We start from the raw sequence: 16,129 nt of genomic DNA on the forward strand, positions 1-16,129 counted from the left end.
TCGTCGCGAGGAGCCATGCGTGGTGAGCCGCGGGTACTGGCGGAGCGGTCGGGCCGCGCTCCAACCACGACTGCCGGTGTTCAAGGGTCCTCGCGACGAGCGCGAGGATGACGGCATTGGGGCGTTGACTCATTTCGACGATTGGCTAATCATCGAAATATGAGCGGTGTGTTCAAGGCCCTTTCCGATCCGACCCGGCGGCGCGTGCTGCAGCTGCTGCGCGAGCGGCCGATGTCGGCGGGGGCGTTGGCCGACCAGTTCGACGTGTCCAAACCGACCATGTCCGCCCACTTCGCCGTGCTGCGCGAGGCCGACCTCGTGCATGTCGAGAAGGCGGGCAAGTCGGTGATCTATCACCTCAAGCTCTCGGTGCTCGAAGAGGCGCTGATGGGCTTCGCCCAGACCTTCGGGATCGGCGCCGACGCGCCCGACCCCAAGCTGCCCCCCGCCAAGCCGAAGGAGGCCAAGTCATGAACGCCAATCAGTTGATCCGCCCCCTGCTCTTGGCCGGCGGCCTGCTGGCCGGCTGCGCCGCGCTGGCGGCGGCTAGATCGGCCGGCCTGCTCGATCAGGACACCACCGTCCGCGGGGCGATGGCGCTGATCGGCCTGTTCCTGGCCATCCACGCCAACGACATCCCCAAGCAGCTGGCCAAGGACCCCCGGGGTCAGGCGGTGCAGCGGGCGACCGGCCGGGCCATGGTGCTGGCCTACCTCGCCTGGATCGCGGTCTGGATCTTCGCGCCGCTGAGCCTCGCCACGCCCCTGTCGGCGGCCCTGGTGCTGCTCGCCGTCGGCTGGATCGTCCTGGCGTGCCGGCGCATCCTGACGCGGGCCCCTGGAGAACGGTCGACGCCCTAGGGGGTCGACGGCCGCCCCTGCTGATAGGCCACGGTCTCCCACACGGCCACGACCAGCAGCGCCCCCGTCGCCAGCCAGCTCAGCATCATCGGCGTGCACTGGAAGGCGATGATGGACAACAGGCCCAGGATCGCGATCCCGACCAGCCGCGACAGCGGGACCACGCCGAACACCGTCCATTTGAACAACAGGCTGCCGGCCAGGAACAGCGCCGGCCCGCCGAGCAGGACCAGGGCGGTCTTCAGGTCCACGTGGCCGTCGGGATGGGCCAGCGCCCATTCGTCGCCGACCGCGGTGACGATGATCCCCGCCACCAGCGGGATGTGGGCGTAGGTGTACGCGATCCGCGCGACCCGGCCTGGATCGTCGGAGGCGCGGATCCGCTCGCTGGCCGCATCGGCGTGCGCGCTGAAGTAGATCCACCACATGGCCACCGTCGTGACGAAGGCGCTGGCGAAGGCCGCAATCACGCCGAAGGTCCGCTCGTGGCCGGCGAAGGTCGCGCCGGTGACCAGGATCGACTCCCCCAGGGCGATGATGATGAACAGGCCGCAGCGCTCGGCCATATGTCCGCCCTCGACGCTCCAGTCGTGGGTCGAGGAGCGGCCCAGTCCCGGCGTCCAGAAGGCGGCGATCGGCCCGGCGTAGTCGATAGCCAGGGCCGCGCCCCACCACAGCAGCCGTTGCTCCGGATCGACCAGACCTCCGGTCAGCCACAGCGCGCCCGAGACGACGAACCAGACCAGGATGCGCAGGAAGTTCAGCCGAAGCGCGTCGTTCCGCCGCGCGGCGAAGACCACGAAGGCCGTCCGCCCGGCCTGGATCAGGACATAGGCGGCCGCAAAGACCAGGCCCGTCTTGTCGAAGGCGTGGGGCAGCGACGAGGACATCACCACCCCCGCGGCCATCACCCCGAACAGCATGACCCGCACGCCGCGGTGCTCGACCTCCAGGAAGTTGGTCGCCCAGGTCGTGTACATCCAGGCCCACCACACCGCGAGCAGCAGCATCGCCGTCTGCAGCGTCCCCAACGGGGTCGGATGCTCGATCAGGGTGTGGCTGAGCTGGGTGACCGCGAAGACGAAGACCAGGTCGAAAAACAGCTCGACGAAGCCCACGCGGGCGTGGCCCCCGTCCCGTTCGCGAAGGAGGCCGTGGGCGCGTGCGTGGCTGGTCATCTTGAGACTCGCGGCGGTGTCGACCGACGCTATGCGCATTCGCCCCGGTTCGGCTAGCGGGTGACGCGGCGGCCTTCAGCCGCTACAGGGGCGGCCATGAGCTACAACGCCGCCCAGATCATCGCCCGCGGTCCCCGCGCCCTCGCCGAGGCCGCCGCCGAGGCGCTCGACGCCGACCCCATGCTGGATGGCGCGACCTACTCGATCCTGGAAGAGGACGAGGACAAGGGGATCTGGCGCATCGACGCCTTCCCGACCTCTCAGGAGGAGGAAGACGGCATCCGCGACAGCCTGGTCGCCTCGGGCGGGCTGACGGTGGTCGTCGAGCCGCTGGCCGACGCCGACTGGCTGGCCATGGCGCTGTCGGGCCTGCCGCCGGTGCGCGAGGGCCGGTTCTTCGTCTACGGCCTGCACGACAAGGGCCGCGCGCCGGCGAGCGCGGTGAAGCTGCGCATCGAGGCGGGCGCCGCCTTCGGCACCGGCCACCACGGGACCACGGCCGGCTGCCTGAAGGCCTATGACGACCTGCTCAAGTCGCGCCGCTTCGACCGGGTGCTGGACGTGGGCTGCGGCACGGGCGTGCTGGCCATCGCCGCGGCCCGCACCGGGTCGAAGGTCGCCGTCGGCACCGACATCGACGGGCCGTCGGTCCGCATCGCCAACGAGAACGCCCGGGAAAACGCGGCCGCCGCCCGCTTCGTCCACGCCTCCGGCCTGAACCACCGCCTGGTGCGCCAGGACGGCCCCTACGACCTGGTCTTCGCCAACATCCTGGCCCCGCCGCTGGTTGCGCTGAGCCACGACATCAAGTTGGCCCTGAAGCCCGGCGGCGTCGCCATCCTGTCGGGCCTGCTGCGCACCCAGGAGCGCCGGGTGAAGGCCGCCTACCTGTCCAAGGGCTTCCGCGTCATGCGCAGCCTCCACCGCGACGCCTGGGCCACCCTGGTGTTGCAGCGGGCTTAGGAACTCGCGTCGCGGTCTGACGTTTTCCCGCCTGGGCAAGGGTAAGCATCAGGAGGCCGCCGACATGACGCAGACCGATCCCGAGACTCGGCCGTCGTCGAAACAGGCCGAACCGCAGGGCGCCAGCACGACCGCCTGGGTGATGGCGGCGCTGGTGGCCCTGGTCGCCATCTTCGCGGTGGTGTTCATGACCACCAACCGCCCCTCGGAGCCGGACGCGACGCGGATCGCCCAGGCCGTCGAGCAGGGCCGCGCCGAAGGCATGCTGGCCGGGGCGCAATCGACCATGGACAGCGCCCGCGAGGTCGCGAACTCGGCGACACGCACCGCCGAGGAAGCGTCACGCGCCGCCGCCGACGCCCAGGCCGCCGCCGACGCCGCCGTCCGCTCGGGCGCCGAGCAGGCGGCCAACGACGCGTCCGACGCGCTTGGACCGGCCGCGGAGCCGAAAACGCCCCCCGAACCGACGCCGCAGCCGTAGCTTTCCCTTCCGTCGGAGGCTGGCGCAGCATAGATGTGCCTCATGCGCCAGACCTTCGACGAACATACCGATCCTTCGTTCGGCCCGCGGCACGTTCCGCTGATCCGCGACGCCATGAAGGCCCAGGGCCTCGACGGCTTCCTGATCCCGCACGAGGACGAGCACCAGAACGAGTACCTGCCCGAGGCCAACGACCGCCTCGCCTGGGCCACCGGCTTCACCGGCTCGGCCGGCGCGGCGGTGATCCTGCAGGACCGGGCCGCGGTCTTCGTCGACGGCCGCTACACCCTGCAGGTCGGCGAACAGGTCGACCCGGACGTGTTCGAGATTCGCGATCTGGTCGAGGGCGGCGTGCCGGCCTACCTCGAGACCGCGCCGAAGGGGGCGGTGCTCGGCTACGACGCCCGGCTGCACAGCCCCGACGCCCTGGCCGCTCTGCGCGCCGCCGCCGACAAGGCCGGCGCGGTGTTGAAACCCGTCGACGCCAACCCGCTGGACCAGGCCTGGGGCCAAGCCCGCCCGCCGCAGCCGACCGCCCCGATCGTGCCCCAGCCGCTGGAGTTCGCCGGCGAGGACTCCGCCGCCAAGCGTGAGCGCATCGGCGCGGGGCTCCGCGACGCCGGGGCCGAGGCCGCGGTGATCACCGCGCCGTCGTCGATCGCCTGGCTGTTCAACATCCGCGGCGGCGACGTCATCCGCTCGCCGCTGCCGCTCGGACAGGCCGTGGTCAACGCCGACGGCACGGCCCGCCTGTTCCTGGACCCGGTCAAGGTCACCGACGACCTGCCGGCCTGGCTGGGCAACCAGGTCTCGCTGGAGGCCCCGGAAGCGCTCGACGGCGCCCTGGCCGACCTGAAGGGCAAGAAGGTGCTGGTCGACCCCGGCCAGTCCTCGGCCTGGTACTTCGACACCCTGGCCGCCGTCGGCGCCGAGCCGGTCCGCGGCATGGACCCCTGCACCCTGCCCCGCGCCTGCAAGAACGCGGCGGAGATCGAGGGCACCCGCCGCGCCCACGTCCGCGACGGCGTGGCGGTGACCCGCTTCCTGCACTGGGTCGCCACCGAAGGCCAGATCAACCCGCCGGACGAGAAGGAGGCCGTCGCCAAGCTGGAGGGCTTCCGCGAGGAGACCGGCGCGCTGAAGGACCTCAGCTTCGACACCATCGGCGCGGCCAACGGCCACGGCGCCCTGCCCCACTACCGCCCGACAGAGCGCAGCAACGAGCGCGCGGCCCAGGGCAGCTTCCTGCTGGTCGACAGCGGCGGCCAGTACCTGGACGGCACCACCGACATCACCCGCACCATGGCGATCGGAACGCCGTCCGCCGAGATGAAGCAGCGCTACACCCTGGTGCTGAAGGGCCATCTGCATCTGGCGCGGGTCCGTTTCCCGGCCGGCACTACCGGCTCGGCCCTGGACGCCCTGGCCCGCGAGCCGCTGTGGCAGGCGGGTTTGGACTACGACCACGGCACCGGCCACGGCGTCGGCGTCTATCTGGGCGTCCACGAGGGCCCGCAGCGGATCAGCAAGGCCCCCAACAGCATCGCCCTGCGTCCCGGCATGATCCTCAGCAACGAGCCGGGCTACTACAAGCCGGGCGAGTACGGGATCCGCATCGAGAACCTGCAGGTGGTCACGCCGGCCGCGGACATCCCCGGCGGCGAGCGGCCGATGCTGGGCTTCGAGAACCTGACCTGGGCGCCGATCGATCGAGCCTGCATCGAGGCCGACATGCTGAGCGATGTCGAACGCGCCCAGCTCAATGCCTACCACGCCCAGGTGCTGGACAAGATCGGCCCGCTGGTCCCGGCGGACGTGCGGGAATGGCTGGAAGGGGCGTGCGCGCCGATCTAGGCAAGTCCCTTCGGACCTGATCCGACGACCCATGCGTGATGAAGGGCGCGGAGCGATCCGCGCCCTTCTCCATTGCCGACAGGTCCTGCGTCCTTCGATGCGCTCGCTTGAGGGTCCGCGTCTCGAACCATGCAACGCCGGGGACATGCTCCCGCAGGGTGCGTGTCCCCTTCTTACCGTTCGACAGGGGACACGCACCGCTTCGCGGAGCATGTCCCCGTCTGTCCCGCCCGCCTATTTGATCCGCGTCCAGGTCTGGGTCTTGCACAGCGGCGCGACGACGCAGCCCTTCAGCTTCAGCGTATCGGCGCCGACCGCGGTGATCGTGCCCGAATAGGTATTGCCGTCCTCGGGATTGTAGACCTTGCCGCCCTTCCATTCGGTCGGGCCGCCGGTGAAGCCGGTCAGGAAGGTCAGCCCCTTCAGCTTGCGGCTGGCCAGCTTGGGGTCCTTGTTCTTGGCGTCGAGCGCGCCGGGGTCCTTGGCGATGTGGGCCGAGCTGATCAGCTTGCCGCAGACGGCGCCGCCGCACGGATAGACCTCGACCTCCCCGCCGTTGCCCGGCGTGCGCCAACGGCCGGTGATGTCGGCGGCGAAGACCGGGGTGGCGACAGCGGCCGTCAGGACAGCGGCGGCGAGAAGGCGGAGCATGGCGTTTCGTCCGTTGTGAAGGGGTGCTTGCCTAGAGCGGCGTCACCCGTGAAGCTCCTCCTGAACGTGCAGAATGGCAAGAGCGGGGCGGGCCATGTTCGTGGGACACTATGCTGCGGCGCTGGCCGCGCGGGCGGTCGAGCCGCGGACGCCGCTGTGGGCCGCCGTCGGCGCCGCCCAGCTGGTCGACATCGGCTGGAGCGTGCTGATCATGACCGGCGTCGAGAAGGTGCGGTTCGACCCCAGCCTGCCCGGCACGCCCCTGGACCTCTACCACATGCCCTGGACCCATAGCCTGCCGGCGGCCGTGGTCTGGTCCGTCGGCGGCGCGCTGCTGGCCCGCGGCCTGCTGAAGACGCCGTGGCGGGTGGCGGCCATCCTCGGCCTGACCGTCTTCTCCCACTGGCTGCTCGACTTCCTGGTCCACCGGCCGGACCTGGCCCTGTGGCCCGGCGGGATCAAGGTCGGTCTCGGCTGGTGGAACTGGCCGGTTCCGGAGAAGATGCTGGAGATCACGCTGATCGCCGTCGCCGGCGGGGCCTGGCTGTGGCGGCGCGGAACCGAGGGACGCGGCTGGGCCTGGGGCTGCGCCTTTCTGGCCCTGCTGGGCGGTCTCGGCATCTACGCCGAGCTGCCGGGCCCGCCGCCGACGTCGCCTGCCGCCTTCGGGACCATGGCCCTGGTCGCCTACCTGAGTCTGGCGGCGGTCGCCTGGCTCGCCGAGCGACCCCGGCGCGCCTAGGCCGTCGCCCGCTCGCGCAGCAGGTCGCCGATCACCGCCAGCCCGCGCTCCACGTCGCCCGGCGCGGCCAGGCTGAAGTTCAGCCGGATCGCCGGACAGGCGCCGCCGTCGGCCATGAAATGGCTGCCCGGGGTGAACAGAACGCCCCGCTCCAGCGCTCGTGTCAGCAAGCCCTGCGGATCGACGCCGCCCGCCAGGGCGACCCAGAAGAACAGCCCGCCCGGCGGCGTGGTCCAGGACGCCAGATTGCCCAGATGCCGGGTCAGGGCCGCGTCGAACAGGTCCCGCTTCCGGCGATACAGGGCCCTGACCCCCTCCATCCGCGCCGCCCGACCGGGGTCCTGCAGATACTGCAGCACCATCCATTGGCTCAGCCGGTTGGTGTGCAGGTCGCTGGCCTGCTTGAGCCGCACCAGCAGCGGGAACAGATCTTCCGAGGCCGTCAGGAAGCCCAGCCGCAGGCCCGGGGCCACGGTCTTGGAGAAGGAGCCCTGGTAGATCCAGGAGCCGCCGCCGCTCATCCCCGCGCAGATCGGCGTTCGCTCGCAATCCTCGTAGACCAGATCGCGGTAGGGATCGTCCTCGAACAGGATCACCTCATGGGCCTGGCAGGCCTGGGCGAGCGCCGCCCGCTCCTGGGCCGACCAGCAGCCGCCGGTGGGGTTCTGGAAGGTCGGGGTGACATAGGCCAGCCGCGGCGTGGCGTCCCCGCCCCAGCCCGACGCCGGATCGGCGCGGTCGAGGGTCGAGAACCGCGCGCCGAAGAACCGGAACACCTGCAGCGCGGCCAGATAGGCGGGGGCTTCGACGGCGACGGTCGCGCCCGGGTCGACGACCAGCTTGGCGGCCAGGTCGATGCCCTGCTGCGACCCGGCCAGGATCATCACCCGCTCGGCGGTCGTGTCGACGCCCAGGTCGCGCAGCTCCGCGGCGATGCGTTCGCACAGCGGCGGCTCGCCCTCGGTCGGGCCGTATTGCAGCAGGTCGCGCGGCGGCGGCGGCAGGTCGAGCCCGGCGAAGGTCTCCGGCGACGGCAGGCCGCCGGCGAAGGAGATGGCGCCCGGCCGCAGCGATACGTTGAGCATCTCCCGCACCGGCGATGCGTGAAGATCTCCCGTTCGCGCCGACAACCGCGCCATGACCAAAGCTCCGACAGCGTCAATAATCTTGACCTATCGACACCGTAAGGACCACGAGCCTAATGTGTCAACATGGTTGACCCAACCTCTTCGGAAGACGCTCGCCAGGCCCAACTGCGCGATGCGATCGAGCTGCTCTACTTCGCCTATCGCGGCTTCACCGATCGGCCGGATCGGATCCTGGAACGGCGCGGCCTGAGCCGGGTCCACCACCGCGTCCTCTATTTCATCGCCCGTCGTCCCGAGATCTCGGTCACCGGCCTGCTCGGCATGCTGGCCGTCAGCAAGCAGGCGCTGAACGGCCCGCTGCGGCAGCTGATCGAGCTGGACCTGGTCGCCGCTCTCCCCTCGGCGGAGGACCGCCGGGTGAAAAATCTCAGCCTGACCGAGGCCGGCGCCAAGCTGGAGGCGGAGCTGACCGGCGCCCAGATGAGTCACCTGCAAGCCGCCTTCGAGCGCGCCGGACGGGACGCGGTCCGCGGCTGGCGCGAGGTCATGGCGGAGCTGGCGGCGGACTAGGCCAAGGCCGCGTCACTTCCAGGACGACGCGTCCTCGCCGGGCGGCGCGCTAGCCGACAGGTTGGCGGCCATCCATTCCCGGACGTCCGGCGCGAGACGGACAGGCGGCGCCCCGCCGAGCTCGCGCTGCAGCAGCTCCTCCATCAGATAGAATGAGGCCCGCATCGCCAGCGGATCGCCCGATGCGTGGGGCTGCTTGCGGGCGATGACGATGCGAGCGTCGGCGCCGGCGACGCGGAGCCGGGCCGCATAGTCGACGACGCTGCGGATCGGCACGCGCTCGTCGCGCCCGGCGGCGACGATCAGCAGCGGCGTCCGCATGGCGCCGATGCGGGCTCGGGGCGACTGCGCGTAGAGCCTCTGCTTCGTCGCGGGATCGTCGGGGTCCATCTGCAGAAGCCGCAGGGTGGTCGACAGGGGCAGGCTTCGAGGGCTCAGGCGATCGCTGCGCGCCGACGCCCAGCGCGTCACCCACCCCATGTCGGTCGGCGGCACGATGGCGACGCCGGCCGCGAAGAGCCGGCGGCCGTTCGACAGGGCCTGAAGCACCGAATAGCCGCCGAATGACGCGCCGATGATGGCCGTCCGGCGCGGATCGCCGACGCCCCGGTCCAGCAGCCAGCGGGTCCCCTCCTCGATGTCGCGCTGGACCCGGCCGTCGCCGAAGTCGCCGCCCGCCGCCGCCATGTAGGCCCGGCCATAGCCGGTCGATCCTCGGAACTGCGGACGGAAGACGACATAGCCGCGGTTGGCCAGGAACTGCGTCAGCGCGCTGTAGTCGGGATCGTCGTGCGACCAGGGGCCGCCATGGACGATCGTGGCGAGCGGGGCGCGGGCCAGGTCACGTCCCGGCGGCGGCGTCAGCAGGCCGTGGATCTCCATGCCGTCGGAGGCGCGGAAGCTGACCCCGACCGTCCGCGCCAACTGCTCCGCCGCCGGACGCCGGTGTTGTCCCGGATCGTCGAGCAAGGTGGTCAGCCGCCCCGACGCCGGATCGAACAGCCGCCAACGATTGCCGGCGAGCCGCGCGTCGCGCTCCCGGACCAGCCAGGGCCCCGCCGAGGTCTCGATGGCGAAGCCGCTGTCGAGTCCTGTCCGCTCCAGTCGCTTCAGGGCCGCGCGAGCGACGGCGTCGACGCCGTAGCTGCGGGGCGCGCCGCCGCGATAGCCGACCAGGCTCGGCGCGCCGGTGCGGCGGTCGAGCACGATGGCGTCGATGTCGACCCGCATCGCCGGATCCGCGTGGACCAGGACTCGGCGACCGTCGAGGCCGACCCGGAACAGCGCCTGGCGCGGCGCGCCGCCGAGGTCGCCGGCGACCAGGACGCCCCGACCGTCGGGCGCGGCGCCGAGCAGGTTGCACCGCTCCAGCCCGACGCATTGCGCGATGGCGCGGAACTCTCCCCCCAGCGGTCCCGCCAGGATCTCGTGACGGCCGTCGTCCACGACTCTGACGAAGACGGCCGTCGCGTCGCGACCGATCACGGCGTCGACGATCTCCCGGGTCGAGCGTAGGACCAGCCGGCGCTGACCGCCGACGCCCGTCCGCCACAACCGCCACGCCCTGCCCGCGCCCTCGCCCTGTTCGTCGACGAGCAGGACGCCGGGACCGTGGGGATCCAGCGCAAGGGCCCGCAACCGCGTCGCACCGCCCAGCGAGGCGACCATGCCCGAGCCGGACTGCCCGGCCATCGCCAGCGCCCGAACCGTCCGCGGCCCGATCAGCAGGAGCCATCGGGAGTCGGCGGACCAGTGGACCTCCGACGCCTCCACCCGCTGCAGGAGGCGCCGCGGCGCGCCGTCGGCCGTCGTCGACCGCCCCCAGAGCGACCGGACATCCCGCTCGTCGCGCAACCAGACCGCCTGCCGCCCGTCCGGCGAAAGCGTGACCGACGAGACCGTCGTCTCGACCGGAAACGCGTCGCGGGGCAGCAGGTAGGCCGCGGGGCGAGCGCGCTCCGCCGCCAGGAACCGATCGAGCGAGGCGGCCTCGGCCAGGGACGCCGGCGCGAGCGTCGACAGCGCGGCCGCGATCGCGCGCAGCCAACGGAGAAGGAGGGGCATGGCAAGCCTCGTCAGCGGCGAGGGGTTGGACGGATCAGCCAGAAGGCGGCGAGCATCGGAAGGCCGGCCAGCAGGGCGGCCAGCGACCAGGCGCCGATGGACGCGGCGGCCAGGCCGCGTCGCCGACCCAGCCAGGCGGTGATCGCGGCGGCGAGGAGCGACAGCGCGCCGGCCAGCAGCATGATGGCCGCGGGAATTTGGATCGGCAGACGTTCAGCCAGCGGCGCCTCGGCGGCGAGGACGCGCTCCGAGGCGCCGCGAAGCGCGCTCAAGCCGGGCGAAACCCACCAGGGCGTGAACCGGGCGGCGGTCGGATAGTCGGGCGTCAGCGTGCGCCGGGCCGCCGATCGCGCCTGCCCTGAGCCGTCGATCTCGACGACATCCTGCCAGGCGCGGCCCGGTCCCTCCACGGCGCCGCGGGCGTAGGTGACCGAGACCAGATAGCCCTCCATCAGCTCGATCAGGTCGATCCGCATCACGTTTCCGACCGGCGCCGCCAGGGGCACGCTGGCGAACATCGGACGTCGGCGGTCGTCTTCTTCCAGCACGCGCCGGTCGTAGAAGCGCAGCGCCCGACTGGTCATCAGGCCCACGGCCTCGCCGATCACGGCCGGCGGCGCGGCGGCGACCTCGCCCTCGGCCAGGTGGATGCGCTGGCGGATCAGGCCGCTGTCCGCATCGAAGGTGAAGACGCCGTCGCGGGCGATCATCATGCCGCTGTCGCTGACCAGCGGCGGGGCGCGGAACGGGCGGTCGCCGCCCACGCCCAGGACGCCCGCCGTGCGGCGATCGGCGAGCCGCACCCCATGGAAAAGCATGTCGTCATGGCTGAAGGTCCAACGGACGCCACGCTCGGGGTCGTCAAACTCCATGGGCGCGATGTTGGTCATCGCCCCACGCACCGGCAGCGCCGGCCGCGTCGGCGGAATGGCGAAGACTTCCGACAGGCGCACCTGTTCGCGCCAGACCCGCGCCTGATCGTCCCGGCGACCGGCCAGTCCCGCCTCGATCAGGGCGCCGCCCTCGATCCGGGTCGCCGCGACCACGCCGTTCGTCGAGGCGGCGCCGTCGCGCGGGTGGTTTCCGATGATCATCGACGCCGTCTCGAAGGCGAGTCCGCCCGCGGCGACGGCCAGCACATAGACGCCCATGGCCGTGGCCAGCGCGGTCATCGCCAGGCCGGAGGCCCGACGCGGCGGTGTCTGGAGATCCGGTTTGAAAACCGCCAGCACCATGAGAACCAGCCAGAGAGCCGTCATCGCCTGGACGACCAGGGCGCCCGCGCCCGCCGCGCCGCTCACGGTCGGCAGCAGGGCCGGGATCAGCGCCAGCCAGCCGTAGCGGCGGGGCGACAACGCCGCGTAGACCCCGCCCAGGTAGCCGATCAGCGCGACGAGCAGCCCGGCGGCCGGAAGCAGCCCGTGCCGCGCGTCGACGAAGCGCGCGCCGGTCAGTCCGTGCGCCGCCAGCATGATCAGGATGGGGACGACCACGGCCAGCGCCAGCATGGTCGCGCCCGCGCCGGCGACCGCCGCGAAGATCGCGCGGGGCGCCAGCGGACGGTGCAGGAGCATGACCCAGGCGTTGATCCGCGCGTAGCCGCCCGCCTGGTAGAGACCGAGCAGCGCCCCGCCGACCGCGTAGATCGCCGCCGCCAGCTGATAGACCGACTGCGGCTGCTGCAGCGGGTCGACCATGAAGTCGAAGAACAGCAGCGTCCCCGTGTGCAGCAGGCCTGCGCCCAGCGCCCAGAGACGGAACCGTCGACATTCGCCAATGAACAGTTCGAGCATGATGGAGACTCTGTTCGGATCAGGCGTGATTGCGGGTCAGCAGCGCGTCGACCGCGCGATCGAGCGACATCGCCTGGCGATGGACCGTGCGGGCGCCGGCGGCGCGCAGGAACGCCTCGAAGTCGTCGTCCTGGTCCAGCACGACATAGTGGTGCACGCCGTCGAACCGGCGGTGCTGGAGCAGGCCCGGCACGCTCGCAGCCTCCGGTCCCTTGAAGGGCACGTCGGCGATCCAGTGGCTGACCCGGCCGCAGACCTCGTCCGGCGCGGCGAAGGCGAGCAGCCGCCCCCGCTCGAGCACGACCAGGGTGTCGGCCAGCCGCTCGACCTCTTCGATCTGGTGCGAGCAGTAGACGATGGTGCGGTCGCCGCCGTCGACGCCGGCGATGAGGGCTTCGAGGAGCCGGCGGCGCGCCACCACGTCCAGGCCCAGCGTCGGCTCGTCGAGGATCAGCAGCTCGGGCGACTGGCCCAGCGCCAGCGCCAGATTGAGGCCGGCGCGCTCGCCGCGCGACAGCTGGGCCACGCGCTGATCGCCGAGCAGATCGAAGCTGGAGATCACCGACGCGAAGGCCTGTTCGTCCCAGCGGTCGGCATAGAGCCGTCGCTGCATCGCGACGACCTCGTCGACGCGCGCCCAGCCGGGCAGCGTATGCTCCTCGTTGACGAAACCGATCAGCCCGCGGTCCGCGGGAGTCAGGGCGCCGCTGGGCCGGCCCAGCACGAAGGCTTCGCCCGCGGTCGGGGTCACGAAGCCGAGCAGCACCCGGAACAGCGTCGACTTGCCGGCGCCGTTGGCGCCGACGATGGCGTGGATGCCGCCGCGCGGCAGCGCCAGGTCGAGGTGGTCGACGGCGACCTTGCGGCCATGCCGGCGCGTCAGGGCGCGAGTCTCGATGGCCAGATCGGAGATCATGGCCGCTACGCGATCTTGCTGGGGGCGATCGCCTCCAGCGCGTGGGCGACCAGATCGACGGCGCGGTCGGGCGGGTAGCGGATGGCCACAACCTCGTTCACGAAGCGGTCGACCGCCTCGCCGATCCGGCGCTCGCGCTCCTCGCCGCTCAGCTGTTCCCGTCGCACCGCGACGAACAGGCCAAGTCCGGCGCGGGCTTCCAGCCAACCCTCGATGGTCAGTTGGCCATAGGCCTTGGCCACCGTGTTCGGGTTGATCCCGAGTTGCTGGGCCAAACCTCTGACGCTGGGCAGCCGATCGCCGACCGACAGTTGGTCGGTGGTGATCTGCAGGCGAACCGCATCGACGATCTGGTGGGCGATCGGCCGGCTGTCGCCGGTGGCGATCGATATGGCGAGAGGGGCGACGCGGGGCATGGGTGTGATCCGAACTTCGTGTACTGTGATAACTAGTACAGTTAGTTCGGAGTAGTCAACAGCGACCCAGCCCCCTCCGCCGCACCAAGCCTAGGCGATGACGTCGAACGGCTGGAAGGCCGCGCCTACCCGACCCCGATCATCTCCAGCCATTCGTCCTCGGTCAGAACTTTCACGCCGTGCTTTTCGGCGTCCTTCAGCTTGGAGCCCGCCCCCGGGCCTGCGACCACCAGGTCGGTCTTCTTCGACACCGAACCGGCCACCTTTGCGCCGAGCCCCTCGGCCTGGGCCTTGGCTTCGTCGCGAGTCATCTTCTCCAGCGCGCCGGTGAAGACCACGGTCTTGCCGGCCACCGCCGTGTCGGTCTTGGCCTTGGCCAGGGGCTCGATCGCGGCCAGTTCGCCGACCAGGGCCTCGACCAGGTCCCGGTTGTGCGCCTCCCCGAAGAAGGCGGCGATCGACTGGGCCGCCACCGGACCGATGCCGTCGATGGCCGACAGGGAGACGAAGTCGTCCCCCGGCGCGCCCGCGGCCGCCTCCTTCGCCCAGGCGACGAAGGCCGACCAGTCGTCGAACCGCGCCGCCAGCGCCCGCCGGGCGGGACTGGCCAGACCGGCCAGGGCATGGTCCAGCTTCTGGGCCATCGGCGCGTCGGGCCAAGGGTCCGCCTCCAACGTCGGCGCGATCAGCAGCAGTTGATCCCGCGCCTTGGGGCCCATCCCGCGCATGTCCGACAGCTCGGCGTAGGCCTCGGCCGGCCCCTGCTCCGAAGCCCGCAGCAGCGCCTGCCTCAGTTCCTCGAAACTGTCGAAGGCCCGCGCAAGATTGACCGCGGTGGTCTCGCCGATATCGCGGATGCCCAGCGCGAACAGGAAGCGGTCCAGCGAGATCCTGCGCCGGGCGTCGATGCTGTCGAACAGTTTCTCCAGCCCGTCGAAAGCGCGGTTCTCGTCGCTGATCGCCTTGCCGACGCGGGCGTCGTCGTCCTGGGCCTTCTGAAGCCGGCGGGCCTCGGCCTGCTCCTTGCGACGCTCCAGGATGGCCGCCTTCACGGCCTCCGCACGCTGGCGAAGACGAAAGATGTCGGCCGGGCTCTTCAGCACGCCCTTGTCGAACAGCAGGTCGACGTAGATGTCGCCGAAGCCCTCGATGTCGAAGGCGCGGCGTGAGACGAAGTGCTTGATGCGTTCGGTCAGCTGGGCCGAGCAGATCAGGCCGCCGGTGCAGCGGCGGACGGCCTGGCCGGCGTCCCGGACCGCCTTGCTGCCGCAGACCGGGCAGACGTGCGGGAAGACGTAGGGAACGGCCTCCGGCGGGCGCTGCGCCTCGACCACGGCCACGACCTGCGGGATGACGTCGCCGGCGCGCTGCAGCACGACCGTGTCGCCGACGCGGACGTCCTTGCGGATGATCTCGTCTTCATTGTGCAGGGTGGCGTTCCGCACGACGACGCCGCCGACCGTGACCGGATGCAGCCGCGCCACCGGGGTCAGGGCCCCGGTGCGGCCGACCTGGATGTCGATGGCCTCAAGCGTCGTCGTCGCCTGCTGGGCCGGGAACTTGTGCGCGATGGCCCAGCGCGGCGAGCGGGAGACGAAGCCCAGCCGCGACTGCCAGTCCAGCCGGTCGACCTTGTAGACGACGCCGTCGATGTCATAGGGCAGCGTCGACCGCTCGGCCCCGATGCCGCGGTAGACATCGAGCAGGCCCTGAGCGTCCTCGACCCGCCGCGACCGATCGTTGGTGGTGAAGCCCCAGTCCTTGAACCTGCCCAGCGCCTCCCACTGGGTCTCGGCGAAGGGCGCGCTGACCTCGCCCCAGGCGTAGGCGAAGAAGCGCAGCGGCCGCTTGGCGGTGACGGTCGGGTCGATCTGGCGCAGCGAGCCGGCGGCGAAGTTGCGCGGATTGGCGTAGGTGCGGCCGCCCGCCTCCTCCGACGCCTTGTTGAAGGCCTCGAATTCCTCGACCGGGGCGTAGACCTCGCCGCGGACCTCGATGACGTCCGGCCAGCCGGAGCCGGACAGCTGCTCGGGGATGTCGTTCAGGGTGCGCAGGTTGGCGGTGATGTCCTCGCCGGTGCGGCCGTCGCCCCGCGTGGCCCCCCGCACGAACCGGCCCTTCTCGTAGCGCAGCGAGGCGGACAGGCCGTCGATCTTCGGCTCGGCCGTGAAGGCGACATGGTCCTCCGCCGACAGTCGCAGAAAACGCCTGACGCGGGCGTCGAAGTCGGTGACGTCCTCGTCGGCGAAGGCGTTGTCCAGGCTCAGCATCGGCACGCCGTGCGGCGCCGGCGCGAACTGGCTGGAGGCGGCGGCGCCGACCTTCAGCGAAGGACTGTTCTCCCGGACGTGCTGCGGGAACAGCGCCTCGATCTCCAGGTTCCGCCGCTTCAACGCGTCGTAGTCCGCGTCGCTGATCGAGGGGGCGTCTTCCTGGTGGTAGCGGATGTCGTGCGCCGCGATCTCGTCGGCGAGCCGCTCCAGCTCGAGGACGGCCTGGGCTTCGGTGAGATCGGAGACGGGGACTTCAGCGCTCATGGTCGGTGCGTGGCTC

At 71.3% G+C, this 16,129-nt stretch carries 15 protein-coding genes; 7 read left to right on the top strand and 8 right to left on the bottom strand.

Features of this window, described 5'->3' with window-relative positions:
- The first annotated feature begins 159 nt into the window (after positions 1-159).
- Together CSW64_RS15930 and CSW64_RS15935 are read left to right on the top strand one after the other, a co-directional pair.
- Positions 160-474 carry an autorepressor SdpR family transcription factor gene (locus CSW64_RS15930; protein WP_099623024.1) on the top strand — a complete coding sequence of 105 codons (315 nt, stop codon included), beginning with the start codon at positions 160-162 and terminating at the stop codon, positions 472-474.
- Positions 471-860, top strand: coding sequence for a hypothetical protein (locus CSW64_RS15935; protein WP_099623025.1), 390 nt, complete (start codon positions 471-473; stop codon positions 858-860). Before CSW64_RS15930 ends, CSW64_RS15935 begins: the two co-directional genes overlap by 4 nt.
- Here the strand turns inward: CSW64_RS15935 and CSW64_RS15940 are convergent.
- A complete protein-coding gene (locus tag CSW64_RS15940; RefSeq protein ID WP_099624297.1) occupies positions 857-2,038 on the bottom strand; it encodes a low temperature requirement protein A in 1,182 nt (393 codons plus the stop codon). The genes CSW64_RS15935 and CSW64_RS15940 overlap by 4 nt on opposite strands.
- Positions 2,039-2,134: 96 nt before the next feature.
- Between CSW64_RS15940 and CSW64_RS15945 the strand changes: the two genes are divergently transcribed.
- The 3 genes from CSW64_RS15945 (at position 2,135) to CSW64_RS15955 (ending at position 5,336) form a co-directional block, all read left to right on the top strand.
- Positions 2,135-3,001 carry a 50S ribosomal protein L11 methyltransferase gene (locus CSW64_RS15945; protein ID WP_099623026.1) on the top strand — a complete coding sequence of 289 codons (867 nt, stop codon included), beginning with the start codon at positions 2,135-2,137 and terminating at the stop codon, positions 2,999-3,001.
- A 64-nt stretch (positions 3,002-3,065) separates the two neighbouring features.
- Positions 3,066-3,482 (top strand): hypothetical protein, encoded by a 417-nt coding sequence (locus tag CSW64_RS15950; RefSeq protein WP_099623027.1) that lies wholly within the window; start codon positions 3,066-3,068, stop codon positions 3,480-3,482.
- Between the two features lie 42 nt (positions 3,483-3,524).
- On the top strand, positions 3,525-5,336 hold the full coding sequence (locus tag CSW64_RS15955) for an aminopeptidase P family protein (protein ID WP_099623028.1): 1,812 nt from the start codon (positions 3,525-3,527) through the stop codon (positions 5,334-5,336).
- A 234-nt stretch (positions 5,337-5,570) separates the two neighbouring features.
- On the opposite strand, the gene CSW64_RS15960 is transcribed toward CSW64_RS15955, so the two are convergent.
- A complete protein-coding gene (locus tag CSW64_RS15960) occupies positions 5,571-5,987 on the bottom strand; it encodes a DUF2147 domain-containing protein (RefSeq protein ID WP_099623029.1) in 417 nt (138 codons plus the stop codon).
- A 94-nt stretch (positions 5,988-6,081) separates the two neighbouring features.
- Between CSW64_RS15960 and CSW64_RS21855 the strand changes: the two genes are divergently transcribed.
- Positions 6,082-6,729, top strand: coding sequence for a metal-dependent hydrolase (locus CSW64_RS21855; protein WP_150131435.1), 648 nt, complete (start codon positions 6,082-6,084; stop codon positions 6,727-6,729).
- On the opposite strand, the gene CSW64_RS15970 is transcribed toward CSW64_RS21855, so the two are convergent.
- Complete coding sequence (locus tag CSW64_RS15970) at positions 6,726-7,814, bottom strand: aminotransferase-like domain-containing protein (RefSeq protein ID WP_245863731.1); 1,089 nt, start codon at positions 7,812-7,814, stop codon at positions 6,726-6,728. The genes CSW64_RS21855 and CSW64_RS15970 overlap by 4 nt on opposite strands.
- A gap of 126 nt (positions 7,815-7,940) precedes the next feature.
- Here CSW64_RS15970 and CSW64_RS15975 point away from each other — a divergent pair, with 126 nt between their 5' ends.
- On the top strand, positions 7,941-8,387 hold the full coding sequence (locus CSW64_RS15975) for a MarR family winged helix-turn-helix transcriptional regulator (protein WP_099623031.1): 447 nt from the start codon (positions 7,941-7,943) through the stop codon (positions 8,385-8,387).
- Between the two features lie 12 nt (positions 8,388-8,399).
- On the opposite strand, the gene CSW64_RS15980 is transcribed toward CSW64_RS15975, so the two are convergent.
- The 5 genes from CSW64_RS15980 to ligA form a co-directional block, all read right to left on the bottom strand.
- Positions 8,400-10,451 carry a prolyl oligopeptidase family serine peptidase gene (locus CSW64_RS15980; protein ID WP_099623032.1) on the bottom strand — a complete coding sequence of 684 codons (2,052 nt, stop codon included), beginning with the start codon at positions 10,449-10,451 and terminating at the stop codon, positions 8,400-8,402.
- Positions 10,452-10,462: 11 nt separating this feature from the next.
- On the bottom strand, positions 10,463-12,244 hold the full coding sequence (locus CSW64_RS15985; RefSeq protein ID WP_099623033.1) for a hypothetical protein: 1,782 nt from the start codon (positions 12,242-12,244) through the stop codon (positions 10,463-10,465).
- Positions 12,245-12,263: 19 nt separating this feature from the next.
- Positions 12,264-13,160, bottom strand: a complete 897-nt coding sequence (locus CSW64_RS15990) for an ABC transporter ATP-binding protein (RefSeq protein WP_099623034.1) — start codon at positions 13,158-13,160, stop codon at positions 12,264-12,266.
- A 5-nt stretch (positions 13,161-13,165) separates the two neighbouring features.
- A complete protein-coding gene (locus CSW64_RS15995; RefSeq protein ID WP_099623035.1) occupies positions 13,166-13,576 on the bottom strand; it encodes a GntR family transcriptional regulator in 411 nt (136 codons plus the stop codon).
- Between the two features lie 125 nt (positions 13,577-13,701).
- Complete coding sequence (gene ligA / locus CSW64_RS16000) at positions 13,702-16,113, bottom strand: NAD-dependent DNA ligase LigA (RefSeq protein ID WP_099623036.1); 2,412 nt, start codon at positions 16,111-16,113, stop codon at positions 13,702-13,704.
- Positions 16,114-16,129: the final 16 nt, after the last annotated feature.

Origin of the sequence: Caulobacter mirabilis (genome assembly GCF_002749615.1) — a bacterium.
Classification (GTDB): Bacteria; Pseudomonadota; Alphaproteobacteria; order Caulobacterales; family Caulobacteraceae; genus Caulobacter; species Caulobacter mirabilis.